This is a genomic window from Streptomyces sp. NPDC051172 (genome assembly GCF_040682555.1).
In the GTDB taxonomy this organism is placed as follows: domain Bacteria; phylum Actinomycetota; class Actinomycetes; order Streptomycetales; family Streptomycetaceae; genus Streptomyces.
In genome coordinates, this window is sequence record NZ_JBFBBE010000076.1 from 21,373 (window position 1) to 46,979 (window position 25,607).

The following is a 25,607-nucleotide window of genomic DNA, read 5'->3' on the forward strand; positions in this document are numbered from 1 at the left end:
CTCTCGGGAGCGGCTCCCCGAGGGGCGGGGCCTAGTGACGTAGCGAACGCATGGCCAGCACGGAACCGTCGGCGTGCACCGAGATGGGACCGTTCCAGCCCGGATCCCAAGTGGCGTGCGGCCAGGTGGACCGGCGGGCGTAGACCTCATGGCGGTACCGCTCCACCCGCCCTGCCTCAAGGTGGCGGAACAGGTCCTCGGCCACGCCGGAGAACGCCTCGACCCGCCGCCGATTGAGCCGGAAGACGTGATCCGTACCGACGAAGTCGATGCCCAGGAACTGGTGTCGGGCGTCCTGGACGCTGTCCGTGGCCGCGTGCGTCAGGCCGGCGAAGTGGCGCTGGCCCTGCCGCTTCGTCAGGTACGGGGTGGTCGCCCTGCCGTCCCCGGCGAAGGCGGTGAGGCTCGCGGCAGCGGTGCGGGCGAGGGCATGCTGGAACCACGCGTAGCGCTCCGGTTTCACGTGATAGCCGGGTTCGGGTTCCTCGGGCTCGGTCCCGTGTGTGGGCGGCGGCTGAATGCCGGGAAAGACGTTCTCGTCCTCCAACGCGTGATCAAGCGTGCGGGGTGGTGCGTCCAGCCAGCCTCCGTCTCCTCCGGACTCCAGCAGGTGCACCGCGAGGGGGCCGTCGAGGGGCAGTTCCGTACTGAACACCAGGCTGGGTGTCTCGTTCCACACCCCGATGTGGACTGCCTCGGCATGAGCCGAGGCGGAGGCGAGCTGTGTGTGCGACGTGGAGAGCCCGCTGTGGTTGCCCTTGCATGCGATGGGAATGACGCGGGACGCGGCGCCGGGCTGCCACACCTCGGCGAAGAACTGTGGGCGATACCGATAGCCCGACTTCGGCCCGGAGTCCCTGCTGGTCAGGGCCCACCCCGCGCGGAGAGCCGTGTCGGCCGACACGATCGAGACGAAGTGGTCGGGGTAGCGCCGGCGTAGCAGCCGGGTGGCGAGCGTCAGCGCGAAGCCGGTGCCGAGTTCGCCCGACTGGAGTGCCTTGTAGTAGTCCGCGGTGTCCCGGCCCTCGGAGGTAAGGGCCATGAAGGAGTCGGAGTCCCCGGTCAGTGCCTGGTTGTACTTCAGGCAGCCCCAGTGTTCGGCGAGTCCGCGTCCTGCTCCACGCCGGGACAGGGTGATCGCCCGGCCCAGGGCGTGGAGGACGTCCCAGGCCGTGAGCTGGACGGATGGGTCGAGATCCTTCGCCGGTACGGCCAGCAGACGCGGCTTTCGTCGAAGTGGGGCGAGGTCGTCCGTCTTCCGCTTCTCGTCGTCTGCCGCTGCCGTGGCGCTCACATCCCCGGCCAGCTCGGCGTTTGAGTGGACAGCGACGTTCGATGGTTGGGCGAGATCCTGCAGTACCTCTGCGGTGGGCTTCATCGTGCTCCCCCTTGAGCTGCGTCGGGCTCGGGCTGGCTGGCAGCGAGGTCGTTGAGGGCGCTGTTCACGACGTGCCAGGACACGGTGAGCGTGTCCCGGTCGGGGGTGTGCGCCTCGCGGAACTCCCGGCGCGGGTGAACGAAGTTGCGGTACTCGCGCAGGGCCTGGCTGAACCGCTCGACATCGACATCGATCCAGTCCGCCCGGTGGCAGATGTCGATGAGGGCCTTGAGGCCGATGAAGTCGGGGTCCTTGCTGCGCATCAGGGAGGCGTCGCGTTCTTCGATCACCGCCAGCAGTACACCTTCGAGGAGGCTGCCCAGCATGATGATGGCCGCGACGTGGGCTCCGTTGGCGTAGCAGGTACGGGCCTCGTCCAAGCGACGCTGGAGCAGCGCTGCCATCCTCGGTTCGCAGATGATCTCGGCCATGGTGGCCTTGAGCTCGACGGGAGCCTGCTGACCCGGGTGCGCCATGGCGGGATCGCAGACGACGAGCCTGGGTCGTCCACCGGGATTCTCCAGGCGGAAGCCCTCGTGAATGAGGAAGGTATTTACTGCGGTGACGACGGTCGGGAGGACGTCGAGTTCGTCGAGGTACTCGCGTGGGTCCGCGAGCCTGAGGAGGACTTTCTCGAGTTCGGTGGGGTCGTCGCGGCGTTCCGTGAGGAGCTGGAGCGTCCACTCGCCGCGGTACTCACCGTCGTACTCGGGCACGTTGCGCCACCCAGAGTTCGCCAGGAAATGGGCTATCTCGAAACCCCTGCGGTAGTAGAGGTGGTCGTCGCCGCAGATGACGCGGGCCAGCTCCTTTAGGGTGTTGCCGTCGAGCGGTCCCAGGATGGAATCCTGCGTCATACCACGTCCTCCGTGCGGTCGTCACTGTCGTCGTCGATCTGTTCCGTCCCGGCGTCCGGGGCGTCGGTGACTTCGTCGTCCGATGCGAGGTCGAGCGGCCTCCACTCGGTGTCAGAGGCCCCCGGCGTAGGAATTCGCCCGGTGCGTGGGTAGGACGTGGGCCGGATCCCCTGTCGGTCGAGCTCTTCCCATAGGCCGCTGAGCGCCGCCTCGGGATCGAAGCGGAAATCGCTGTCTCGTATGCGCCAGAACTTCCAACCAACACGCTGCAGTTCACGGTCCCGCCGCTGGTCGCTCACGATCTGTTCCCGTGTGGCGTGGTGGAACGGATCTCCGTCGCACTCGACGGCGAGACGACCTCGGGCCCCGACGACCACCAGGTCGATGCGCTTGCTGCCGGCCGGGAACTGCGGCACCACGTGGTAGCCGCGTTCCTTGATCTCCAGATACACCCGCTGTTCGAAGAGCGAGTCGAAGGGAGCCCGGCGGATGTCGGGTGACACCGGTCCGATGTCGTCTGCGGCCTCCAGTGAGGCGGGTGGGTTCTCCATGTAGGTAAGGAGGTTGAGACGCAGGTCGTGTGGCCTCAGGCGGTCCGGCGGGACTGAGTAGAAGAGCCACATCTGGTCCTGGGCCCGGCTCGCGGCGACGTTGTACGCCTGCTGTTCGCTCTTGTTCCCGCCGGTCGCGCGTGGCGGGTCCGTCACGACCATCGACAGCAGGATGACGTGGCGCTCGTCGCCCTGGAACGAAGCCGCGTTGCCCACCCGTATCTGATGCCGCTCGCGCACGGTCGCCGGCAGCCGCTGCTCGATGAGGGACTCAAGAAGCTTGGTCTGACCGAAGCCCTGGAGGACGATCACGCCCATTGTCTTGTCCTGATAGACGGGGTCGTCGACGAGGCGGGCCAGGCAGTCGACGATCGCCTCGGCCTCTTTGGGGTTGTGAATGCGACTGTCGCGGCCCGTGGCCACGGCGCCTTCCACGAAGTGGGTGCGCAGCGGGTCGAGCCGTTCGGCGCCGTACTGGCGCAGGGGCAGGAGCTTGTTGTTGTAGAAGGTACTGGAGGACCAATTGATGATCTCGGGGACGCAGCGGAAGTGCTCTTCGAGGCGGATCACCTTCGGGAAGAAGGTGGCGAGCAACTGGTACAGATTGGCGTGCGGCTTGTAGAGCTCACGCAGTCGGGCCGGCATATCCGGCAGGTGGGCGGCCAGCTTGTCCTCGATGGCCTGCAGTCGGCCCTGACCCGTGACGGCGGGCGCGCACTGCTTGTCGTCACCGACGACGATCACGCGGGGCGCCAGCCACATCAGGAACAGGGCGTCCATGCCGGCCTGGCTGGCCTCGTCGACGATGACGACGTCGAAGGCGTCCCGTTTCGCCTGCACCATCTCTGCGACCTGGGGAATGGGCATCACCCATGCGGGGACCGCGCCTTGGGCCACGGACATCGCATCGCGTGCCGCAGCCCGGAAGCGCCCGGCGTGGCGGCCCTTGCCCTTGCCGTAGGACGCCATGTGCGTCCGGTACGCCTGCAGCGCCGAGCGCTGTTCTTGTGTCATGCGCTCCAGGCATCGCAACCGGCCCCAAGTGGCGGCGAGTTCACCGGTCACGAGTTCAAGGCGGGCCTCGTGCTGGCTGAGTTCGCCTTCGAGTTTGCGCTCCAGACCTGGTGTGCGCTGCGCCTCGATGAAGTGCGACGCCTTGGCCCACGCCCAGGCCCGGTCCAGGAATTCAAGGCGTTCTTCCCAGCCGGGATCGTCGGCGCTGTCCACGAGGCGACCGGCGAGCAGTGGGTGCGCGGCGCGAAGATCGCCCAGCAATGCAGCGCACTGTCGGGCACGGTGCTCCTGTCGGTGAGCGGTGGCCAGCCCCTCCATGGCCTCGGCGTACGCGTCCACGTCCTGATCCCTGAGGGCCTGCGCGAGCGCCGTGGACTCCGCGGACGGCTGTGTCCCCCCGCCCGGACCACGCAAGACCTCGTCCCATAGGGCCAGTTGCCTGACCGCTTCATCGGCGGCACGCCGGTCCTTGAGGGCGGCGACGGCCGCGGTGAAGTCCTGCCATGCCCGGCGCGAGGTGATCATCAGGCGTGCGCCGTGTCGCACCAGGAGTTCGTCGATACGTTCCCTGGCCGCGCCGAATGCCTGTATGTGCTCAAGGTGCTCGGCACGTGCGGTCAGTTCGACCAGTCGGACTTCGACGTCTCCCGCCGTGATCGCGGCCCCCGCTTGCTGCCAGCGGGTGGCCGCACCGATTAGTGCGGCGTGTGCCCGAAGATGGGCAAGGACGGCGTCCAGATCCTCGACGGTCTGGGGCGCACCGCCGTCGACGGTGCAGGAGTCCAGCAGCTCTCGGGCCGCCTTCTGCGCCTTCCCGGGGAACCGGGAGCGCAGGGTCTTGCCCGTCGCCAGGTGGTTCCGAAGCACCGTGCCGGTGGTTACCAGGCGGCTCGTGTCCTGCGCAGTCAGCCCCTCGGGCACGGTGACCAAGCGCAGGCCCAGAGCCTCCAGGTCGCGCGCGACCTTGCGAATGTCGTCCGCGAGGGTGGCGACGCGCTGCCACAGCCCGGTGTCGGCCCGCGAGAGCCGGGCCGTCAGCGCCCGGGAGATCCAGGAATCGGGATCCCAGCGGGTGGCGTCGGCCGGGACCCCGAGCCGGTGGAGAGCCGTCTCGCAGTCATCGAGCAGAGAGGTCAGCTCACCGGTTACCGATGTTTCGAGGCTAGCGAGCAGGTCGCGGATCTCGATCGCCTCCGCCGACAGGTTCTCGTCGCTGAGGCGACTGGCCGCGAAGACGCCTGCCACGAGCTTCGGCGTCGGCAACGCGTCAGGGTCGGGCAGATCGCCGTCGACGCGCGGTGCGCCCGCTCCGTCGCGCAGCAGAAGAAGGAGTTCTTGGGCCCGCTGGGCCGACAGAGGCGGGTTGTCGTCAGTGCTGTCCGGGAGGCGGCCGATCCATCTGTACTCGGGGGCGCCCGCACGGACGTGTTCCACGATCTCGGCGAGGGTTCCCGAGTATCCCGGCGCCACACTGCGATGCCGGTACTCGGCCTCGCGGAGCGAGATGACCTGCTCCGTGAGCGTCTCGATCCGGCCCCGTACGTCGTCTCGCTCCATGGCCAGACGGCTGATCTCGGCATGCAGCTCGTCGGGGTCGCTGCCGGCCACCTGGTCGGTGAGCGCATTGATGGTGCGCTCCAGTTCGCTCGCACCGTCATGACGTGCGGAACTGAGCAGGAGCACGCACAAGTCCCGTACAGCAGGGGGCAGTTTGTCGCGCAGGACGGTCAGCGGCTGATCGCGGGCGCTGGTGACGAGAACGCGCTGGCCCTGCGCGAGCAGCGCGGAGACCAGATTGGCAATCGTGTGCGTCTTGCCCGTGCCCGGCGGTCCCTGGACCACGACGCCGGTGTCGTGGTCCAGGCGCCCGAGTACACCACGCTGCTGCGCGTTCGTCTTGCCGGGGAAGAGGTGATCGTCACTGAACAACGACGCCTTCTGGTCCCGGCCCCACGCGGACCGCTGCTCGGCTTCGAGCGTCAGGACCATCTGCGCCAGGCCAAGTGGGGCGTGCCCCTCCGAAACCACAGTCTCCGCGATCTGGTCGTAGAAGCGCAGGAGGGCGTTGAGGTTGCGCGGGCGCATCACCAGGGCGGGCGCGTACGTGAGGCGCGCCCCTGGCTCAGGAGCACGCGGAGGCTCCCACTCCGCGCTGAAGCCCATGGGCCGGGTGGTTGCGCGTTCCTGCCACTGGGCCAGCTGCTCCAGCGCCTCGGGTCCGAACGGATCCAGGGCTTGGGCGGCGATCTCCTCCGCGAGCGCGGCGCCACGCTCGCGCACCCATCCGTCGTCACTGTCCAGGAAGTCCTGGTCCTCAAGCCGCAGGGCGCCCTCCGACGACAGGCGCACGGTCAGCTTCGCGGTGCGGCGGTCCACCGAGGTCTCCGCCCGATACGTGAGGAGGTGGCGATGCACCGTGTCCTCGTTCGGATCGCTCCAGGTCAACAGCCCGATACCCAGGACGAGTTCGGTCCGGTCGTCCTCCTGGGCCAGCTTCTGGTGCCATGTGTAGAGCCGGTCGTAGAGCTCGCGCAGCGGGCGCTGTGCACGCTCCCGCTCGGCCCACCGACGCCAGCGGTCCAGCCAGGTGCCGTAAGCGCGCAGTACGTCAGCGGCCTCTTCACGGCGGACGACGCCTTCCTCTTCCTGTCGCTCGGACCGGTCCGTGACGCGCTCCAGCTCGTGTCCCGGATCCTGTGGACCTTGTGCCGCGAGGGGCGGGTCACCTCTTTCGGGGTCATGGCAGCGCGCGGGGTCCACCCAGCCGTCGAGCGACGCGGGCAGGTCGGGCGGCGTGCTCTGCGGTACATGGTCGAGCGCCAGCAGTACGCCATCGTCTCGGGGCGCGGGCCTGCGGACGGACTCGGGCAGCCGGGCCAGCCATACGCGATCGCGGCCTCGGTCGTCACGCTGCCTCTGGTGGCTGCTGTGGACCACATCACGTAGGAAGTTGATCAGTCCCACCGTCTGCCCGATGACGTCAGGATCGCTGGCGTGGATTCCAGGATCGCTCACCTTTCCCCTCTCTCCCGTTGGCGAACGCTCCAGGATGAGGGCCGTTCAAGGCTGCATCAATGGGTTCTGGGTTGGATGGCCGGAACAGTCCGCGCCCCAATTGCGCCTCTCCTATGGCTCAGTGCAGGTAAAGGCCGACATAGAGAGGGCGCAACCGTGGTTACGGTCCGCGAGGAATGATGACGGGGCGTGGCGCGAACTGGATGTCGGGATGCGTGGGCGCACAGGCGGAGACCGTGGCGCCTGACGCCGAGTGCTGTGGCGCAACCGTGTGGTGAGGTGTGCCGGGAACTGACCTGGGGAGCCGCATCCCGAAGTCGGCTCCCAAATGGCTCCCAAATTGGCCCCCCAACGCAAATCAGGCCCGGTACTGATCTCTCAGTACCGGGCCTGACCTGGTGTTTCTCTGTCGGGGTGGCGGGATTTGAACCCACGACCTCTTCGTCCCGAACGAAGCGCGCTGCCAAGCTGCGCTACACCCCGATGTCGTCGCATGTCCTGCTTGTCGCGGCGACGTCGTTTACTTTAGCCCACCGGTGGCTGGAGACGAAATCCGGTTTTGGCGCGGTGGCGGACGGGGTTCGGGCGGATGTGGTCGAGGGCGACCATGAGGACGGCGAGGCCGTAGAAGGCGAGGCCGAGGAGGAGGGCGTTGCCGAGGACGCTCTTGTAGCCGTGCAGGCCGACATCCAGGAACGGGTAGAGATAGCGGCCCGGCGTGCCGGGGATGATCAGTTCGCCCCGGCCGAGGGAGAACGCCAGGTAGGCCAGGGGGTAGAGCAGCCACGTCGGCGCCTGGCGGAGGTGGAGGCGGCCGGGGGCCGTCAGGAGCAGCCAGTCCAGCAGTGCGGCGGCGGGGACGGCCGTGTGCAGGATCTGGTTGCTGATCCACTGCAGGCCGGCCGGGGGCGTGGTGCCGCCCGTCATGGAGAACGGCGGTGAGGCCCCTTTCAGCAGCAGGTGGTACACCAGCCCCGTGATGGTGATGTACAGCAGCGTCGCACCCGTCAGGGCGGAGGGGAGCGGGCGGCGGGCCGTCCAGGCGCGGCGGGCTGCGAGCGTGAAGACCAGGGCCAGCAGGATGTTGGTCTGGATGGCGAAGTAGCTCAGGACGTGGACCGGGCTGCCGAGGAGCAGTTCGATCGTCACGGCCGCCGCTGCCGCCAGGGCGACCAGCAGGCGGTACACGGCGGCGAGGGGGCGGTGTACGGGGGTCAGCACCGCGGAGGCGGGGACGTAGGAGGGTGCAAACAGGGACCCGCCGGGCAGTGCCGGGAGGTCCGGTATGTCCCTGGGTATGGGGGCGGTCATGCCCCCAAGCTAGGCAAAGGGGGCATATGGGGCGATGTGGGTGAGGCGACCGGGTTACGCCCTGGGTGCCAGCGTCAGCAGAGTGACCTCCGGCGGGCACGCGAACCGTACCGGTGTGTAGCGGTTGGTGCCGCAGCCCGCCGAGACGTGCAGATACGACGTACGGCCGTCCGCCGTGTGCCTGGACAGGCCCTTCACCCGAGCCGGATCCAGGTCGCAGTTGGTGACCAGGGCGCCGTAGAAGGGGATGCAGAGCTGGCCGCCGTGGGTGTGGCCGGCCAGGATCAGGGGGTAGTCGTCCGCCGTGAAGGCGTCCAGCGCCCGCAGGTACGGGGCGTGCACGACGCCCATCGAGAAGTCCGCGGTGGCGGACGGGCTGCCGGAGACCTGCGGGTAGCGGTCGCGCTTGATGTGCGGGTCGTCCAGGCCCGTCAGCTCCAGGGTGACGCCCTCGATCTTCAGGGTGCCGCGCGTGTTCGTGAGATTCAGCCAGCCCGCCGCGTCGAAGCCGTCCCGCAGGTCCTCCCACGGGTTGTGGATCGCGCCGACCACCGGAGGGTTGCCGTTCAGACCGTGCCGGCCCTGGACCTTCTCCAGCAGGTAGCGGGCGGGGTTGCGGGGCCTGGGGCCGTAGTAGTCGTTGGAGCCGAAGACGTACGCGCCCGGGAACTCCATCAGGGGGCCGAGGGCGTCCAGGACCTCGGGGACGCCCTCCGGGTCGGACAGGTTGTCGCCCGTGTTGATCACGAGGTCGGGGCGCAGGCCGGCCAGCGACCGCAGCCAGCGCTGCTTCTTGCGCTGGCCGCCGACCATGTGGATGTCGGAGACCTGGAGGATTCGCAGGGGACGCATGCCGGCGGGCAGGACGGGAACGGTCACCCGTCGCAGCCGGAAGGAGCGGGCCTCGAATCCCGCCGCGTACACCACACCGGCGGCACCGGCCGCCGCGATCCCCAGAGGTACTCCGTATCGAGCGCGCATACATCCATCGTGTCAGACCCGGAAGGTACCTCGAGCCGCGCTGCCCCTTGGGGGCCCGAGCCTGGGCCCGAGCCTCACTGCCCTTTAAATGAACGGGCGTCGGACGTTCCACACCTGCGACAATCAAATCCATGACCACCACGCTCAAGTCGAAGCTGCAGGAAGACCTCAACACCGCGATCAAGGAGCGCAACGAGCTCCGCTCCTCGACGCTCCGGCTGACGCTCGCCGCGATCACCAAGGAGGAGGTCGCGGGCAAGGAGAAGCGCGAGCTCTCCGACGACGAGGTGCTGAAGGTGATCACCAAGGAGGCGAAGAAGCGCCGGGAGGCGGCCGATGCCTTCGCGCAGGGTGGTCGCGCCGAGAGCGCCGAGCGGGAGAAGGCGGAGGGCGCGGTGCTCGCCGAGTACCTGCCCAAGCAGCTCAGCGACGAGGAGCTGAACGACATTGTCGCCCAGGCGGTCGGCGAGGCGAGGGCCGCCGGTGCCGAGGGCCCGCGTGCCATGGGCGCCGTCATGAAGATCGTGAACCCGAAGGTCGCGGGCCTGGCCGAGGGCGGCCGGGTCGCGGCGATGGTGAAGAAGCTGCTGGCCGGCTGAGAAGCCCCGGCGCACGCGGGTCCGGTGAAGGTGGCCGCCGCCGGGAAGTGCGTGCGCCGGGAAGGGTCGGTCATCTGCAACGACCGGACCGTCGCATACGACTCCAGCAGTTGGGACCACCGCGGCTGAACCGGACGGCCCCTGTCCCGGCGAGCCGGTGGGACAGGGGCCGTCGGCCGTTTCCGGAGAGTGGCGTCAGCCGCGCCGCCCACCGTTGCCGTTGCCGTTGCCGTTTCCGTTGCTCGTGCCCTGGAACAGGTTGGCAGGGAAGGAGAAGGTGGGCGTCGGGAAGGTGGTGCCGCCGTTCGTGCCGCCGGTGGTCAGGCCGCCGATGAGACCGCCGCCCGTGTTGCCGCCGTTGTCTCCGTTCTTCCCGCCGTCGCCCTTCCCCTTGTCCTTGTTGCCGTCGGGGATGTCGACGAGGTTGAAGTTCTCGACGGGCTTGCCGTCCAGGGCGCCCGTCATGGCGTCCTTCCAGATCGGGCCCGGGGTGTCGGCGCCGTAGACCTGGTCGTGGTAGACGCCGCCGATGGTGATCTGGTTCATCTGGCGCTTGTGGGTCGGGTCGCCGACCCACACCGCGCCCGCCATGTTCGGCGTGAAGCCCACGAACCAGGCCGCGTAGCGGTTGTCCGTCGTACCGGTCTTACCGGCGCTCGGGCGGTCGCTGAGACCCGCCTGCTGACCCGTACCGTCCTCGACCACGCCCTTCAGCAGCGTCGTCACGGTGTCGGCGGTCTTCTGCGACATCGCGCGCGTGCAGGTCGTCTTGGGCACCTGGAGCGACTTCGTCCGGTCGCCGATCCGCTGGCTGATGGACTCGATGGCGACCGGCGTGCAGTACATGCCGCGCGAGGCGAAGGTGGCGTACGCGTTCGCCATCGTCAGCGGCGACATCTCCTGGGTGCCGAGCGCGATGGAGGGGGCCTGCTGCAGCTTGCCGCCGTCCGCGCGCTCCACGCCCATCTTCTTGGCCATCTCGGTGACCGGGCAGATGCCGATGTCGCTGATCAGCTGCACGTAGTAGGTGTTGACCGACTTCGCGGTCGCCTCCTTCATGCTGTACGGGCCGTGCTCCGACTTGTTCTCGTTCGCCACCTTGCTCGGATTGTTCGGATCGTCACGCCACTGCCGGCCGTTGCAGATCGAGACCGGGCTCGGATAGTCCATCTCGTACGGCGAGGGGTACGACTGCGTCGCCGGCGTGCCGCCCTCTATGGCGGCCGCGGCCACGATCGGCTTGAACGTCGAACCGGGCTGGTAGCCCGCGCCGCCGCCCATGCTCTGGTTCACCGACAGGTCGATCTGCGTCTCGTGCTTGCCGAAGCCGTACGGGCGGGACTGGCCCATGGCGAGGATCTTGCCGGTGCCGGGCTCGACGAGGGTGGCCGCGGTGGCCACGTCGTCGGTCTTGTAGACGTGGTCCTTGATGGACGCCTGCACCGAGGTCTGGGCCTGCGGGTCGAGCGTCGTACGGATCGTCAGACCGCCCTGGTTCCAGACCTTCGCCCGGGCTTCCTTGGTCTTGCCGAACATCGGGTCGGTGAGGAACACCTCGCGCACGTAGTCGCAGAAGAAGCCGGCGCCCTTGACCGCGGTGATGCAGCCGTTCTTCGGCTGGCTGGGGTTGAGGCCCAGCGGCGTCTTCTTGGCCTTGTCGGCCTCCGCCTGCGAGATGTCACCCATGTCGGCCATGCGCTGCAGGACGACGTTGCGGCGCCTGGTGGCCTCCGTCGAGTCGTTGACCGGGTCGTACCGGCTGGGCGACTGGACGATGCCGGCCAGCAGCGCGGCCTCCTGCACGTTCAGGTCCTTGGCGTGCTTGGAGAAGTAGCGCTGGGACGCGGCCTCGACGCCGTAGGCCTGCTCGCCGAAGAACGTGATGTTCAGGTAGTTCTCGAGGATCTTCTTCTTGCCGAGCTCCTGCTCGAGCTGGATCGCGTACTTCAGCTCCCTTATCTTGCGGCCGAGTGTCTGCTGAGTGGCCTGCGCGACCTTCGTCGGGTCGTCGCCGGCCTCCTCGATGGCGACGTTCTTCACGAGCTGCTGGGTGAGCGTGGAGGCGCCCTGGGCCACTCCGCTGCTCTGCACGTTCTTGTTCAGCGCGCGCAGGATGCCCTTCAGGTCGACCGCGCCGTGCTGGTAGTAGCGCGAGTCCTCGATCGCGACGATCGCCTTCTGCATGTACGGGGACATGTCCTTGAGGGGGACCACCGTGCGGTCGCGCGAGTAGACCGTGGCGATCTGGCCGCCGTCGGCGTCGAGGATCGTGGTGCGCTGGCTCAGGGGTGGCGTCTTGAGGGTGGCGGGCAGCTCGTCGAAACTCTCCACCGAACCCTTGGCGGCAAGTCCGAGTGCGCCGAAGGCGGGCAGCGCGATACCGGCCATGACGGCTCCCGCGAGCACACTGACACCGAGGAACTTGGCGGCCTGCTGCGTAGGGGACAGGCCACCGCCCGAGCGCTTCTTTGGCATGAGGGCAGCCTACGTTCTCATTCGCCGGACACGCGTATATGCCTTGGCCTAAGCTGCTCTCAACTGTCACAGCAGTAGGGCCACGTATCAATACGTCCGGCGACCCCGAATCGTTCCGGAGGTTCCCCAACTTTTTTGGTGGGGGCGTGTCCGAATCCGCCTTGTGTGTCACCTGGCGCCCGTTGTGACTCAACTGAACCGTCCCGTTTTGCCGGGAAGGTCACGTATGTCACCAGCTCACTCCCCCGGGTGATCTGCCGCTTACGCATAGTCCGTTCGGGCCATTCAAGATTGGGCCCGAAGGGGGTGTTGCGCTGTGCCCACCTTCCGTAACGTCCTCAACTGGCGGCGGTGAATATGCCGCTGCCGCCGTGGGGGAGCCTCGATTCGGGAGAGGACGGCGCCGGTATGGGCTGGGTAACCGACTGGAGTGCGCAGGCCGCCTGCCGCACTACCGATCCGGATGAACTGTTCGTTCAGGGAGCAGCGCAGAACAGGGCCAAGGCAGTGTGCACCGGATGTCCGGTACGCACGGAATGCCTGGCCGATGCGCTCGACAACCGCGTCGAGTTCGGCGTGTGGGGAGGCATGACGGAGCGGGAGCGCCGCGCACTGCTGCGCAGGCGACCCACCGTCACCTCCTGGCGTCGGCTGCTCGAGACGGCACGAGTGGAGTACGAACGCGGCGTGGGGATCCTGCCGCTCGACGACGACGAGGTGTACGAGAACTATGCGGCGGTGAGCTGAGGGGATCCCTCGGCTCAGTCGACGGCAGCCTCGGGCAGCTCCGGCCGGTTGGCCGCGAGCCGGTCCCCGATGTCCCTGAGCCCTGCGAGGTCGTGCACGTCGCCGGGCAGCGCGGCCACTTCGGCCACCGCCACCTCGGGGTGGAGCGCCGTGAAGCGGTCACGCGTGCGCTGCTCACGGGAGAGCAGCTGCATACGTTCGGCGTGCAACCGGAGCAGGCCTGCGGTGAGCCGCTCGATGCCCTGGGCGCCCTCGTCCTCCTGATCCGGACCGGGGGAGTGGTTCTCGGACGCGGGAGACTCGGCGGACCCGTCAGCAGGGGATTCGGAAGCGGGGGAGCCTGAACTGCCGTACGTGTCGGGAGAGTTACGAAGTCCAGCTTTCCCGCCGTCCTGATCGACAATGCGGGGCTCCACAAGATTTTCCGCGGCGGCGAGCGCACGCTCGGCCGACAGCCGGGCGGCGCCGCTGCCGTGCACCCGGTTGAGCACCAGACCGGCCAGCGGCATGTCCTCGGCGGCCAGCCGCTCCACGAAGTACGCGGCCTCCCGCAGCGCGTCCCGCTCCGGTGCCGCCACCACGAGGAACGCCGTCCCGGGCGCCTGCAGCAGCCGGTACGTCGCATCCGCGCGCGTGCGGAACCCGCCGAAGGTCGTGTCCATCGCGGCGACGAACGTCTGGACGTCCTTGAGCAGTTGACCGCCGAGGAGCTTGCCGAGGGTGCCGGTCATCATCGACATCCCTACGTTCAGGAACTTCATGCCCGCCCGCCCGCCGAGCTTGGCCGGGGCGGTGAGCAGCCGGATCAGCCGGCCGTCGAGGAACGAGCCGAGCCGCTTGGGCGCGTCCAGGAAGTCCAGCGCCGAGCGGGACGGAGGGGTGTCGACGACGATCAGGTCCCACTCGTCCCGCGCGCGCAGCTGCCCGAGCTTCTCCATCGCCATGTACTCCTGCGTGCCCGCGAAGCCCGCAGAGAGCGACTGGTAGAAGGGGTTGTTCAGGATCGCGGCGGCCCGCTCGCCGTCCGCGTGCGCCTCGACGATCTCGTCGAAGGTGCGCTTCATGTCGAGCATCATGGCGTGCAGCTCACCGTCGCCGTCGACGCCCTTCACCCGGCGCGGGGTGTTGTCCAGCGAGTCGATGCCCATGGACTGGGCGAGCCGGCGCGCCGGGTCGATGGTCAGCACCACCACCTTGCGCCCGCGCTCGGCGGCCCTGAGGCCGAGGGCGGCCGCGGTCGTGGTCTTTCCCACCCCGCCCGAGCCGCAGCACACCACGATGCGCGTCTGGGGATCGTCGAGCAGCGGGTCGACGTCGAGCACGCGCGCGGGGGTCAGGTGGGGGCGGGCGGTGTCCTGTGTGTGGGCCGGCTCCGGACTCATGACATCCCCTGCTTCTGCTGCTTCTGCTGCTTCTGCTGCTTCTGCTGCTGACGGCTCGTGCTCCGCGTGCCCCGGCTCATGACAGGCCCTGCTTCCGCAGCTCGCGGGCCAGCTCGTACAGCCCCGCCAGGTCCATGCCCTCGGCGAGCAGCGGCAGTTCGTGCAGCGGCAGGCCCTGCTCGGCCAGCACCGCCCGCTGTTCGTGCTCCAGCGCATACCGCTCGGCGTACTCGTCGGCCTGCTGCAGCAGCGGGTCCACCAGCTTCTCCGCGTTCCCACCGCGGCGCGCACCGCCGAGTCCTGCCGCCGACAGCGACCTGGCAACAGAAGAACGCGGCACGCTGCGTACGAGTTCCAGATCCTCCGCGTCCAACACCTCGGGCCGCACCATGTTCACGATGATCCGGCCCACCGGCAGCTTCGCGGCGCGCAGTTCGGCGATCCCGTCCGCGGTCTCCTGGACGGGCATCTCCTCCAGCAGAGTCACCAGGTGCACGGCTGTCTCCGGCGACTTCAGCACCCGCATCACGGCCTGCGCCTGATTGTGTATCGGGCCGATCTTGGCGAGGCCCGCCACCTCGTCGTTCACGTTCAGAAAGCGGGTGATGCGGCCGGTGGGCGGCGCGTCCATGACGACGTAGTCGTACGCGAACCGCCCCGCCTTGTCCTTGCGCCGTACCGCCTCGCACGCCTTGCCGGTCAGGAGCACGTCCCTGAGACCCGGTGCGACGGTGGTGGCGAAGTCGATCGCGCCGAGCTTCTTCAGGGCTCTGCCCGCGCCCCCGAGCTTGTAGAACATCTGGAGGTAGTCCAGAAGGGCCAGTTCGGGGTCGATGGCGAGGGCGTACACCTCCCCGCCCCCTGGAGCGACGGCGATCTTCCGCTCCTCGTAGGGCAGCGCTTCCGTCTCGAAGAGCTGCGCGATGCCCTGGCGCCCCTCGACCTCGACGAGAAGCGTCCGCTTCCCCTCGGTCGCGAGGGCCAGCGCGAGAGCGGCGGCGACCGTGGTCTTTCCGGTCCCGCCCTTGCCGCTGACGACCTGGAGCCTGCTCACGTCTTCGAGCCTAACCAGTCTGTGTGCCAACCACGCGACAGCCTGTGGACAACGCGGCAGCGGGCGGCGGCCGGGCAGCGGCTAAAGTCGGCCACATGACCAAGTGGGAATACGCGACTGTGCCACTGCTCGTCCACGCAACGAAGCAGATTCTGGACACCTGGGGCGAGGACGGCTGGGAGCTCGTCCAGGTCGTCCCCGGGCCGAACAACCCCGAGCAGCTGGTGGCCTACCTGAAGCGGGAGAAGGCATGAGCGCCGTCGAGGCGAAGCTGGCCGAGCTCGGCCTGACCCTGCCCGAGGTCGTACCGCCGCTGGCCGCGTACCAGCCGGCCGTGCAGTCCGGCTCCTACGTGTACACGTCCGGACAGCTCCCGATGGTGGAGGGCAAGCTGCCCGTCACCGGCAAGGTCGGCGCGGAGGTCACGGCGGAGGAGGCCAAGGAGCTCGCCCGCATCTGTGGGCTGAACGCCCTGGCCGCTGTGAAGTCCGTCACCGGCGACCTGGACCGCATCGCACGCGTGGTGAAGGTCGTGGGCTTCGTCGCCTCGGCCTCGGACTTCACCGGTCAGCCCGGTGTGGTCAACGGTGCCAGTGAGCTGCTCGGCGAGGTGCTCGGCGACAAGGGCGTGCACGCGCGCAGCGCGGTCGGTGTGGCGGTGCTGCCGCTGGACGCACCGGTCGAGGTCGAGATCCAGGTCGAGCTCGTCCCGTAGCGGTGCTCTGACCTCGGGGAGCTCTCGAACATTCGCGCACCACGGGATAGCCTCCGCCCATGGCGAATGGGCAGTGGTTTCCGCAGGACTGGCCGGAACGCATCCGCGGGCTCGCGGACGGCACGCTCACCCCGGTCGTTCCGAAGCGCGCGGCCACCGTCATGCTCCTGAAGGACACCGACCGCGGTCCTGCTGTGCACATGCTGCGCAGACGCGCCTCCATGGCCTTCGCCGGAGGCGCGTACGCATATCCGGGCGGCGGCGTCGACCCCCGCGACGACGAGCATCACGTCCGCTGGGCGGGCCCCACGCGCGCGTGGTGGGCCGAGCGGCTCGGTGTCGACGAGCGGGAGGCCCAGGCGATCGTCTGCGCGGCGGTGCGCGAGACGTACGAGGAGGCGGGCGTCCTGCTCGCCGGGCCGTCCGCCGACTCCGTGGTCGGCGACACCACGGGTGAGGACTGGGAGGCCGACCGTGCGGCCGTGGCCGCCCGCGAGTACTCCTTCGCCGAGTTCCTCGACCGCCGCGGCCTGGTCCTGCGCTCGGATCTGCTCGGCGCCTGGACCCGCTGGATCACCCCGGAGTTCGAATCCCGGCGCTACGACACCTGGTTCTTCGTGGCCGCCCTCCCGCACGGCCAGCGCACCCGCAACGCCTCCACGGAGGCCGACCGCACGGTGTGGATCCGCCCCGGGGAGGCGGCGGCCTCGTACGACAAGGGCGAGCTGACGATGATGCCGCCCACCATCGCGACCCTGCGCCAGCTGGCCTACTGTGCCACGGCCGCCGACGCGCTCGCCGCGGCCCCCGACCGCGACCTGACCCCCGTCCTCGCCGAGGCCCGGGTGAAGGACGGTGAGATCGTGCTGTCCTGGCCGGGCCACGATGAGTTCACGAAGCACATCCCGACCGACCGTCCTACCGACCTACCTGCCGGTGGAGCCTCCGCATGACGGACGCAGCAGCCCTTCCGGGCCGGGCCCTGCCCGGTGCTGCGCCGGCCTCCGACCGACGACTCGACGGACCGACGACGCCGACGGAGGAGAACACCGCATGACCGACGCAGCAGCCCTTCCCGGCCAGCCGCGGGGCGGGGTGTCCACCGGCCCCGCCACCGCCCGGGCCGTCAACGTCCTGGCGCCCAACGCCTCGGCGATGACCCTCGACGGAACCAACACCTGGATCGTCTCCGAGCCCGACTCCGACCTGGCCGTCGTCGTTGACCCCGGCCCCCTGGACGACGGCCACCTGCGCAACGTGGTGGACACCGCCGAGAAGGCCGGCAAGCGCATCGCACTGACCCTGCTGACCCACGGCCACCCGGACCACGCCGAGGGCGCCGTCCGCTTCGCCGGGCTGACCGGCACGAAGGTGCGGGCCCTGGATCCGGCGTTGCGGCTGGGCGACGAGGGGCTCGGCGCCGGGGACGTCGTCACGGTCGGCGGACTGGAGCTGAGGGTCGTGCCGACCCCGGGCCACACCTCGGACTCACTCTGCTTCCATCTCCCGGCCGACCGGGCCGTTCTGACGGGCGACACCGTCCTGGGCCGCGGCACGACCGTGGTGGCGCACCCCGACGGCCGTCTGGGCGACTATCTGGACTCGCTACGGCGGCTGCGGTCGCTGACGGTCGACGACGGCGTCCACACGGTGCTGCCGGGCCACGGCCCCGTCCTGGAGGACGCCCAGGGCGCCGTCGAGTTCTACCTGGCCCACCGCGCCCACCGCCTCGCCCAGGTCGAGACGGCGGTCGAGGACGGCTACCGCACACCGACCGAGGTCGTCGCGCACGTGTACGCGGACGTGGACCGCTCCCTGTGGCCGGCGGCGGAACTGTCGGTACGGGCGCAGCTGGAGTATCTGGAGGAGCACGGGCTCATCTAGCTTCCCGCACAATTTCGGCCATGGGCCACCAGATCAGCCTGTCATGGGGCTCCCCCCGCTCAAGCGAAGCCGAGAGTGGGGGAGATTGAGGACGAGGCCGTTCAGGCCGGTCGGGGGCCTGGGGGCGGAGCCCCCAGAAGCACCGCCCAGACCAAGCGTCAGCGGGACCGCTTCGCCAGCCGCTCGACGTCGAGCAGGATCACGGCCCGTGCCTCCAGCCGCAGCCACCCACGCTGCGCGAAGTCGGCCAGCGCCTTGTTGACCGTCTCGCGCGAGGCGCCGACCAGCTGGGCCAGTTCCTCCTGCGTCAGGTCGTGGACGACGTGGATGCCCTCCTCGGACTGCACGCCGAAGCGGCGCGAGAGGTCCAGCAGGGCGCGGGCGACGCGGCCGGGGACGTCGGAGAAGACCAGGTCGGACATCGCGTCGTTGGTCTTGCGCAGCCGGCGGGCGACGGCGCGCAGCAGGGCGCCGGCCACCTCGGGGCGGGCGCTCAGCCAGGGCTGCAGATCGCCGTGGCCGAGACCGAGGAGCTTGACCTCGGTCAGGGCGGTGGCCGTGGCGGTGCGCGGGCCCGGGTCGAAGAGCGACAGCTCGCCGATCAGCTCGCTGGGGCCGACGACGGCGAGCATGTTCTCGCGGCCGTCGGGGGAGGTGCGGTGGAGCTTCACCTTGCCCTCGGTGACGACATAAAGCCGGTCACCGGGGTCGCCCTCGTGGAAGAGCGAGTCACCGCGCGCGAGGGTGACCTCACTCATGGAGGCGCGGAGCTCCGCGGCCTGCTCGTCGTCGAGCGCCGCGAAGAGCGGGTTCCGCCGCAGAACGTCGTCCACGAGTTCTCTCCTTGTCGACCTGCTCAGGGGATCTTGCTCCCCCTTGGTACCAGGGGACCGTGTTCCCCATTTTGCCGGACGGTCCAAACAGTGTGATCTGTCACAAGGATGCCGCACACCTGTCCCGAGGTAAGCGGCAGGGGTCCAATTGGGGGCCGATCTTCCGGGTCCGGGGCAGATGTCAGTGCCGGGCTTTAGGCTGGCCGGGTGTCCAAATCGCCGGTGAGAGCACAGGCCAAGGGGGCTGGGCGGGTGGTTGTACGTCGTAATTCCGCTATGGGCGAACAGAACTCCGGTGGCGGAAAGAAACCGGCAAAAGAGACGAAAAGTACTCCGGTGAAGAAGGCTGCCGCGAAGAAGGCCGTGGTGAAAAAGGCCGCCGTGAAAAAGACGGCGGCCGTCGAGAAAGCTGCCGTCGCGCCCAAGAAGGTGTCTGCCGCGGTCGAGGGCGCCCCTTCGGCTAAGGCCGTCGCCAGGCCGCCGAAGAACGAGTCGCGCACCGCCCTCGTTCGCCGTGCCCGCCGTATCGACCGCGAGCTCGCCGAGGTGTATCCGTACGCCCACCCCGAGCTGGACTTCGAGAACCCCTTCCAGCTCTTGGTCGCCACGGTCCTGTCCGCCCAGACCACCGACCTCCGGGTCAACCAGACGACGCCCGGGCTGTTCGCCAAGTACCCGACGCCGGAGGACCTGGCCGCCGCGAACCCCGAGGAGGTCGAGGAGATCCTCCGCCCGACCGGCTTCTTCCGGGCCAAGACCAAGTCGGTCATAGGGCTGTCGAAGGCGCTGGTGGAGCAGTTCGGCGGGGAGGTCCCCGGCCGTCTGGAAGACCTGGTCAAGCTGCCCGGGGTGGGCCGCAAGACCGCCTTCGTCGTGCTCGGGAACGCCTTCGGGCGGCCCGGTATCACCGTGGACACGCACTTCCAGCGGCTGGTGCGGCGCTGGCAGTGGACGGACGAGACCGAGCCGGACAAGATCGAGGCCGCCGTCGGCGGGCTCTTCCCCAACAGCGACTGGACGATGCTCTCGCACCACGTGATCTTCCATGGCCGCCGCATCTGCCACGCCCGCAAGCCCGCCTGCGGCGCCTGCCCCATCGCTCCGCTCTGCCCGGCGTACGGCGAGGGCGAGACGGATCCGGAGAAGGCGAAGAAGCTGCTCAAGTACGAGAAGGGCGGCTTCCCCGGCCAGCGCCTCAAGCCCCCGCAGTCGTACCTGGACGCGGGCGGCAAGCCGGCGCCGCCGCTGGGGGCCGGATGACGGACGACACGGCACAGGCCCGGGCCCAGGAACGATCTCGGGCGTTCGGGGCGTTGGACCCGGCAGGACGGGGGTGGCGATGACGCGCGCGAGTAACACGCAGGGTGGTCCGGTGGTCCTCAGCAAGGAGGGGCTGCCCGAGTGGCTGGACCCGGTGGTGCGGGCCGTGGAGACGGTGCAGCCGCTGCAGCTGAGCCGCTTCCTGCCGCCGGAGAACGGGGCGGGGCGGCAGTCCGCCGTACTGATCCTGTTCGGCGAGGGTGAGCGTGGCCCCGAGCTGCTGCTGATGGAGCGGGCGAGTTCGCTCAGGTCGCACGCCGGGCAGCCGTCCTTCCCCGGCGGAGCCCTCGACCCCGAGGACGGCGACCCGAAGGTCGACGGGCCGCTGCGCGCCGCTCTCCGCGAGGCCGAGGAGGAGACCGGGCTCGACCCTTCCGGTGTGCAGCTCTTCGGCGTGCTGCCCAGGCTGTACATCCCGGTCAGCGGCTTCGTGGTGACCCCCGTGATGGGCTGGTGGCGCGAGCCGAGCCCGGTCGGGGTCGTCGATCCGAACGAGACGGCCCGGGTGTTCACCGTCCCCGTGGCGGATCTCACGGACCCGGCCAACCGGGCCACCACCGTCCACCCCAGCGGTCACCGAGGTCCGGCATTTCTGGTCGAATCGGCCCTGGTCTGGGGCTTCACGGCCGGAATCATCGACCGTCTGTTCCACTACGCGGGCTGGGAGCGGCCCTGGGACCGGAACAAGCAGGTCCCGCTCGACTGGCGGTCATGACAGGGTGTCTGCCGTGCTGTGTCTTCCCGGGGGACACTGTGATCGGTCGCCGCTGCGCGGCGGGCAGGCCCCCGGCCGACCTGAGGTGACCGCAGAGTGATGAGGCGAGGCTCGAACCGGTGAACGTGCTGGACATCCTGTTGCTGGTCGCCGCCGTGTGGTTCGCGATCGTGGGTTACCGCCAGGGGTTCGTCGTCGGCATCCTGTCGGTGATCGGCTTCCTCGGCGGCGGTCTCGTCGCCGTCTACGTCCTGCCCGTCATCTGGGACGCACTGACCGACAACGCCGAGGTGAGCACGACGGCCGCCGTCGTCGCGGTGGTCGTCGTCATCGTCTGCGCCTCCGTCGGCCAGGCCCTGACCACCCATCTCGGCAACAAGCTGCGCCGCTACATCACCTGGTCCCCGGCCCGCGCCCTGGACGCGACCGGCGGCGCCCTGGTCAACGTCGTGGCGATGCTCCTGGTGGCCTGGCTGATCGGCTCGGCTCTGGCCGGTACGACGCTGCCGACGCTCGGCAAGGAGGTCCGCGGCTCCAAGGTGCTCCTCGGTGTCGCCCGGGCCCTGCCCGACCAGGCCGACACCTGGTTCGCGGACTTCTCCTCGGTCCTCGCGCAGAACGGCTTCCCGCAGGTCTTCAGCCCGTTCTCGAACGAGCCGATCAACGACGTCCGTCCCCCCGACCCGGCCCTCGCGAACAGCCCCGTGGTCACGCGCGCGAAGCGCTCCATCGTCAAGGTCATGGGCACCGCGCAGAGCTGCGGCAAGGTCCTGGAGGGCAGCGGCTTCGTCTTCGGCGACCGCCGCGTCATGACCAACGCGCACGTCGTCGGAGGCGTCGACGAGCCCACAGTCCAGATAGGCGGCGAGGGCAGGAAGTACGACGCGACGGTCGTCCTCTACGACTGGCACCGCGACATCGCCGTACTGGACGTACCCGATCTCAAGGCGCCCGCCCTGAAGTTCACGACCACGGACGCCCGCAGCGGCGACGACGCGATCATCGCGGGCTTCCCGGAGAACGGGTCGTACGACGTCCGGGCTGCACGCGTGCGTGGCCGTCTCCCGGCCAACGGCCCGGACATCTACCACCGCGGCACCGTCCGCCGGGACGTCTACTCGCTGTACACGACCGTCCGCCAGGGCAACTCCGGCGGCCCGCTGCTCACGCCCAAGGGCAATGTGTACGGCGTGGTGTTCGCGAAGTCCCTCGACGACGCCGAGACGGGGTACGCCCTCACCGCGGACGAGATCCAGGAGGACATCGCCAAGGGGCGTACCGCGAACCAGCAGGTGGACAGCGACAGCTGCGCCTTGTGAGCCGCGGTTGCGGGAAAACGGGGCGGGTCAGCCCCGGGGATGGCGCAGGCGTACCGAGACCCAGCGGGCCCGGCGGCGCAGAATGCGCGGAATGCCCACCCTGAGGTCCGTGCCCGCCATCTGCGGTGCACCGCCTCGCTGGTGGGAGCTCAGGCCACTGGCCGAGCGGCGATTGCGTGCTGCGTCACTGTAGTCGTGCGTCCAGCCCATACCCCGACGTCTGCCCCCGCCCCAAGGTCGATAACCGCCCCCTGAGCCCCCAATTGGCCTATGCGCCAGGCAATTGGCTGTTCGTAGGACACGTGTTCAGGTCCGGATACCGGGCGCATCGGCTCGGTCACCGATCGGGCTCGGGGTCTTTCGGCCAATTGACCGGTTCTGTACAGAAAGTGCGCGTCTCACCGGTCAGGCTCGGGATCCTTGAGCCAGTTGACCAACTCGGTTGAGAAGGCGACCGGATCCTCCTCGTGCGGGAAGTGCCCGAGGCCGTCGAACAGCCGCCAGCGGTACGGCGCTTCGACGTACTCGCCGGACCCTGCCGCGCTGCGGGTGCGCATCACCGGGTCGAGTGAGCCGTGCAGATGGAGGGTCGGCACCCGCAGGGGGCGCTTCATACGGCGGTTGAACTGGATGCCGTCCGGACGGGCCATGGAGCGGACCATCCAGCGGTACGGCTCAACCGAGCAGTGTGCCGTCGACGGGATGCACATCGCGCGGCGGTACGTCCGCACCGCCTCGTCGTCCGGCAGGTTCGGCCCGGACCACTCCCGGATCAGCTCGCCGACGAGCTCCCCGTCGTCCGCGGTCAGCTGCCGCTCGGGGATCCAGGGGCGCTGGAAGCCCCAGATGTAGGAGCCCGCGCGGGTCTGCTTGAGGTCCGAGAGCATCGCGGAGCGCCAGCGCCGGGGATGCGGCATGGAGGCGACCGCGAGCCGCCGGACCAGCTTCGGGCGCATCACGGCCGCCGTCCACGCCAGATATCCACCCAGGTCGTGGCCGACCAGCGCGGCGTCCGGCTCGCCCAGGGAGCGAATCACGCCGGTGATGTCGAGGGCGAGGTTCGCCGGGTCGTAGCCGCGCGGGGTGCGGTCGCTGCCGCCGACACCGCGCAGGTCCATCGCGACGGCCCTGAAGCCCGCGTCGGACAGCGCGGTCAGTTGATGCCGCCAGGTCCACCAGAACTGCGGGAAGCCGTGCAGCAGCAGCACCAGCGGTCCGTCGCCGGCTTCGGCGATGTGGAAGCGGGCGCCGTTGGCGGCCACGTCCCGGTGGGTCACCTTTGTCCCGTCGGGCAGGGCGTCCGGCCGTACGACCGAGGTGGGTTGCGCCGAAGGTGATTGCCCCGCAGAGGGGGAGGAGCCCGTCATGAGGACGAGCGTGCCACAGCCTCGATGGCCGCGGGGGCCCGGTCCTCGAGCGCCGGGGTCTCGGGCTGCTCCGGCCGCGGGTGCGGCTTGGCCTTCTGCAGGACCCCCGCCGTCTCCTTCATCGACGCCGCGACCTTCTGCGGGCCCTTGCCCTTCTTCGCCTTCTTCGCGAAGACCACGCCGATCAGCGCGAGGAGGACGGCGACCAGCACGTTCGCCGCGAAGGACAGCAGGAAGCAGACGGCGAGGTTCCAGCCGCTCCAGGTCCGGATGCCGTACGCCAGCGCGAAGTTGAGCATCGGCAGGGAGAACACGAGCACCAGGGCGGCCACCGTGAACGCGCCGCCGCTCGTCGCGCCGCGCTTGACGTCCTGTTTGAGCTGAGCCTTGGCCAGTGCGATCTCGTCATGCACCAGCGCCGACATCTCGGTCGTCGCGGAGGCGAACAGCTGGCCGATGCTGCGTTCGGCGCCGACCGGGCTGCCGTCGGGTGCGCTCATCGCGGTCTCCCTCACTCTCTTTTTGTACCGTCTCGTCAGATCATGCCGGACGGTCGTCATCGTCGCCTGCCCTGCCCGGCACTTCGGCAAGCGCGCGTCGTTCGGCGGCCTTCCGTTCGGCGGTGCGGCGGTGCTCGGCGGCCTTGTTCTCGTAGATCGCCGCCATCCGCAGGTGGTACGCCGGGTTGTCCTCCTCGTAGATGTCCGGGATGCCGTCGAGGTCCTCGTCGCGCTCCTCGGCCTCGCACAGCCTGCGGTACTTGGCGTTACGTATCTTCAGCAGCACCGTCGCCAGGCCTGCCGCGACGAGGGAACCCGTCAGCACGGCAGCCTTGACCTCGTCGGTCAGTACGGCGTCCCCGTCGAAGGCGAGTTCGCCGATCAGCAGCGACACGGTGAAGCCGATGCCGGCCAGCGTCGCCACGGCGAACACATCGGCCCAGGCGAGGTCCTCGCTGAGCGAGGCCCGGGTGAAACGGGCCGTCAGCCAGGTACCGCCGAAGATCCCGAGCGCCTTGCCGACCACGAGCCCGAGGACGACACCCAGCGTCTGCGGCTTGGTGAACACGTCGCCGAGCGCGCCGCCCGAGATGGCGACACCGGCGCTGAACAGGGCGAAGAGCGGGACGGCGAGGCCCGCCGACAGGGGCCGTACGAGGTGCTCGATGTGCTCGCCCGGGGAGTGCGCCTCGCCCTCTTGGCGGTGGCAGCGCAGCATCAGGCCCATCGCCACGCCCGCGATCGTCGCGTGGACGCCGCTGTTGAACATCAGCGCCCAGATGACGAGCGCGAGCGGGACGTACACATACCACCCGCGCACACCCTTCCTCAGCAGCAGCCAGAAGACGACGAGGCCCACGACGGCGCCGCCCAGCGCGGCGAAATTGATGGTGTTCGTGAAGAAGACCGCGATGATCAGGATCGCGAAGAGGTCGTCCACTACCGCGAGGGTGAGCAGGAAGGCACGCAGGGCGCTCGGCAGCGACGTACCGATGACGGCGAGCACCGCCAGCGCGAACGCGATGTCGGTGGCGGTGGGGACGGCCCAGCCCTGGAGCGAGCCGCCGCCGCTCAGGTTGGTGAGGGTGTAGACGAGCGCCGGTACGGCCATCCCGCACAGGGCCGCGACGACCGGCAGCGCGGCCGCCTTGGGATCGCGGAGATCACCGGCGACCAGCTCACGCTTGAGCTCGATGCCGGCGACGAAGAAGAACACCGCGAGGAGCCCGTCGGCGGCCCAGTGCGCGACCGACAGATGCAGGCCGAGGGCCCCGGGGCCGAAGTGGAAGTGGCTGACGCTCTCATAGCTGTCATGCAACGCGGGTATGTTCGCCCAGATCAGAGCCGTGATCGCGGCTGCGAGCAGCAGCACGCCGCCGACGGTCTCGGTGCGCAGTGCGTCCGCGACGAAGGTCCGCTCGGGCAGGGACAGACGTCCGAGGACCTTGCGGGGAGCGGTGGTGCGGGGCGCGGTCACGGGGAGACCTCCGGTCGGCGATGACGTCACCCGTGCCGACCTTCTGGCCGACGCTGACGCTGATCGACGACTGGTGGCAGAACCAGAGCTCCGTACCGTCGTCGAGGGTGAGG

The 25,607-nt window shown here is 69.3% G+C and carries 22 protein-coding genes and 1 tRNA gene; 9 read left to right on the plus strand and 14 right to left on the minus strand.

The features are described from left to right. Positions 1-31: 31 nt before the first annotated feature. From AB0N07_RS34315 to AB0N07_RS34340, 6 genes are all read right to left on the minus strand, one after another. A complete protein-coding gene (locus AB0N07_RS34315) occupies positions 32-1,378 on the minus strand; it encodes a hypothetical protein (protein ID WP_365841876.1) in 1,347 nt (448 codons plus the stop codon). Continuing rightward, positions 1,375-2,235: a hypothetical protein gene (locus tag AB0N07_RS34320; RefSeq protein ID WP_365841878.1), complete on the minus strand. Its 861-nt coding sequence runs from the start codon at positions 2,233-2,235 to the stop codon at positions 1,375-1,377. Before AB0N07_RS34320 ends, AB0N07_RS34315 begins: the two co-directional genes overlap by 4 nt. Continuing rightward, entirely contained in the window at positions 2,232-6,815 is a 4,584-nt protein-coding gene (locus AB0N07_RS34325) for an AAA domain-containing protein (RefSeq protein WP_365841880.1), read from the minus strand. The genes AB0N07_RS34320 and AB0N07_RS34325 overlap by 4 nt, the downstream gene beginning before the upstream one ends. A 409-nt stretch (positions 6,816-7,224) precedes the next feature. Then, positions 7,225-7,298: transfer RNA gene (locus AB0N07_RS34330), tRNA-Pro, on the minus strand. A gap of 42 nt (positions 7,299-7,340) precedes the next feature. Then, on the minus strand, positions 7,341-8,126 hold the full coding sequence (locus AB0N07_RS34335) for a Pr6Pr family membrane protein (protein WP_365841882.1): 786 nt from the start codon (positions 8,124-8,126) through the stop codon (positions 7,341-7,343). A gap of 54 nt (positions 8,127-8,180) precedes the next feature. After that, positions 8,181-9,107, minus strand: a complete 927-nt coding sequence (locus AB0N07_RS34340) for a metallophosphoesterase (RefSeq protein WP_365841884.1) — start codon at positions 9,105-9,107, stop codon at positions 8,181-8,183. 131 nt (positions 9,108-9,238) lie between these two features. On the opposite strand from AB0N07_RS34340, the gene AB0N07_RS34345 reads away from it, so the two are divergent. Continuing rightward, a complete protein-coding gene (locus tag AB0N07_RS34345) occupies positions 9,239-9,706 on the plus strand; it encodes a GatB/YqeY domain-containing protein (protein ID WP_365841886.1) in 468 nt (155 codons plus the stop codon). A 195-nt stretch (positions 9,707-9,901) separates the two neighbouring features. Here AB0N07_RS34345 and AB0N07_RS34350 read toward each other — a convergent pair whose 3' ends face one another. Next, on the minus strand, positions 9,902-12,181 hold the full coding sequence (locus tag AB0N07_RS34350) for a transglycosylase domain-containing protein (RefSeq protein WP_365841888.1): 2,280 nt from the start codon (positions 12,179-12,181) through the stop codon (positions 9,902-9,904). Between the two features lie 408 nt (positions 12,182-12,589). Here AB0N07_RS34350 and wblA point away from each other — a divergent pair, with 408 nt between their 5' ends. Continuing rightward, positions 12,590-12,928, plus strand: a complete 339-nt coding sequence (wblA, locus tag AB0N07_RS34355) for a transcriptional regulator WblA (protein WP_058924101.1) — start codon at positions 12,590-12,592, stop codon at positions 12,926-12,928. A gap of 14 nt (positions 12,929-12,942) precedes the next feature. Here wblA and AB0N07_RS34360 read toward each other — a convergent pair whose 3' ends face one another. Then, on the minus strand, positions 12,943-14,310 hold the full coding sequence (locus tag AB0N07_RS34360; RefSeq protein ID WP_365841891.1) for an ArsA family ATPase: 1,368 nt from the start codon (positions 14,308-14,310) through the stop codon (positions 12,943-12,945). Positions 14,311-14,386: 76 nt separating this feature from the next. Next, positions 14,387-15,364 (minus strand): ArsA-related P-loop ATPase, encoded by a 978-nt coding sequence (locus AB0N07_RS34365; RefSeq protein ID WP_365841893.1) that lies wholly within the window; start codon positions 15,362-15,364, stop codon positions 14,387-14,389. A gap of 95 nt (positions 15,365-15,459) precedes the next feature. Here AB0N07_RS34365 and AB0N07_RS34370 point away from each other — a divergent pair, with 95 nt between their 5' ends. From AB0N07_RS34370 to AB0N07_RS34385, 4 genes are all read left to right on the plus strand, one after another. Further along, positions 15,460-15,618 (plus strand): DUF4177 domain-containing protein, encoded by a 159-nt coding sequence (locus AB0N07_RS34370; protein ID WP_003967454.1) that lies wholly within the window; start codon positions 15,460-15,462, stop codon positions 15,616-15,618. Further along, positions 15,615-16,079 (plus strand): RidA family protein, encoded by a 465-nt coding sequence (locus AB0N07_RS34375; RefSeq protein ID WP_365841895.1) that lies wholly within the window; start codon positions 15,615-15,617, stop codon positions 16,077-16,079. Before AB0N07_RS34370 ends, AB0N07_RS34375 begins: the two co-directional genes overlap by 4 nt. Before the next feature lie 59 nt (positions 16,080-16,138). Continuing rightward, positions 16,139-17,032 (plus strand): NUDIX hydrolase, encoded by an 894-nt coding sequence (locus AB0N07_RS34380; protein WP_365841897.1) that lies wholly within the window; start codon positions 16,139-16,141, stop codon positions 17,030-17,032. Positions 17,033-17,132: 100 nt separating this feature from the next. Then, positions 17,133-17,963, plus strand: a complete 831-nt coding sequence (locus AB0N07_RS34385) for an MBL fold metallo-hydrolase (protein WP_365841899.1) — start codon at positions 17,133-17,135, stop codon at positions 17,961-17,963. 158 nt (positions 17,964-18,121) lie between these two features. On the opposite strand, the gene AB0N07_RS34390 is transcribed toward AB0N07_RS34385, so the two are convergent. Then, on the minus strand, positions 18,122-18,796 hold the full coding sequence (locus AB0N07_RS34390) for a Crp/Fnr family transcriptional regulator (protein ID WP_115906767.1): 675 nt from the start codon (positions 18,794-18,796) through the stop codon (positions 18,122-18,124). Positions 18,797-19,072: 276 nt separating this feature from the next. Between AB0N07_RS34390 and nth the strand changes: the two genes are divergently transcribed. The 3 genes from nth (at position 19,073) to AB0N07_RS34405 (ending at position 22,150) form a co-directional block, all read left to right on the plus strand. Continuing rightward, the gene (nth, locus tag AB0N07_RS34395; protein ID WP_365841901.1) at positions 19,073-20,056 is read left to right on the plus strand and encodes an endonuclease III; all 984 of its coding nucleotides are present in this window, start codon (positions 19,073-19,075) and stop codon (positions 20,054-20,056) included. A gap of 79 nt (positions 20,057-20,135) precedes the next feature. Then, positions 20,136-20,831 carry a CoA pyrophosphatase gene (locus tag AB0N07_RS34400; protein ID WP_365841903.1) on the plus strand — a complete coding sequence of 232 codons (696 nt, stop codon included), beginning with the start codon at positions 20,136-20,138 and terminating at the stop codon, positions 20,829-20,831. Positions 20,832-20,950: 119 nt separating this feature from the next. After that, positions 20,951-22,150 (plus strand): MarP family serine protease, encoded by a 1,200-nt coding sequence (locus tag AB0N07_RS34405; protein ID WP_365841905.1) that lies wholly within the window; start codon positions 20,951-20,953, stop codon positions 22,148-22,150. Positions 22,151-22,177: 27 nt separating this feature from the next. Here the strand turns inward: AB0N07_RS34405 and AB0N07_RS34410 are convergent, their stop codons facing one another. The 4 genes from AB0N07_RS34410 to nhaA all read right to left on the minus strand — a co-directional run bounded on the left by AB0N07_RS34410 (position 22,178) and on the right by nhaA (position 25,494). Further along, on the minus strand, positions 22,178-22,360 hold the full coding sequence (locus AB0N07_RS34410; protein ID WP_078912721.1) for a hypothetical protein: 183 nt from the start codon (positions 22,358-22,360) through the stop codon (positions 22,178-22,180). A gap of 188 nt (positions 22,361-22,548) precedes the next feature. Beyond that, positions 22,549-23,517, minus strand: a complete 969-nt coding sequence (locus AB0N07_RS34415) for an alpha/beta hydrolase (protein WP_365841908.1) — start codon at positions 23,515-23,517, stop codon at positions 22,549-22,551. Continuing rightward, complete coding sequence (locus tag AB0N07_RS34420) at positions 23,514-24,017, minus strand: phage holin family protein (RefSeq protein WP_365841910.1); 504 nt, start codon at positions 24,015-24,017, stop codon at positions 23,514-23,516. Before AB0N07_RS34420 ends, AB0N07_RS34415 begins: the two co-directional genes overlap by 4 nt. A 40-nt stretch (positions 24,018-24,057) precedes the next feature. Further along, positions 24,058-25,494, minus strand: coding sequence for a Na+/H+ antiporter NhaA (nhaA, locus tag AB0N07_RS34425; RefSeq protein ID WP_365841912.1), 1,437 nt, complete (start codon positions 25,492-25,494; stop codon positions 24,058-24,060). Positions 25,495-25,607: the final 113 nt, after the last annotated feature.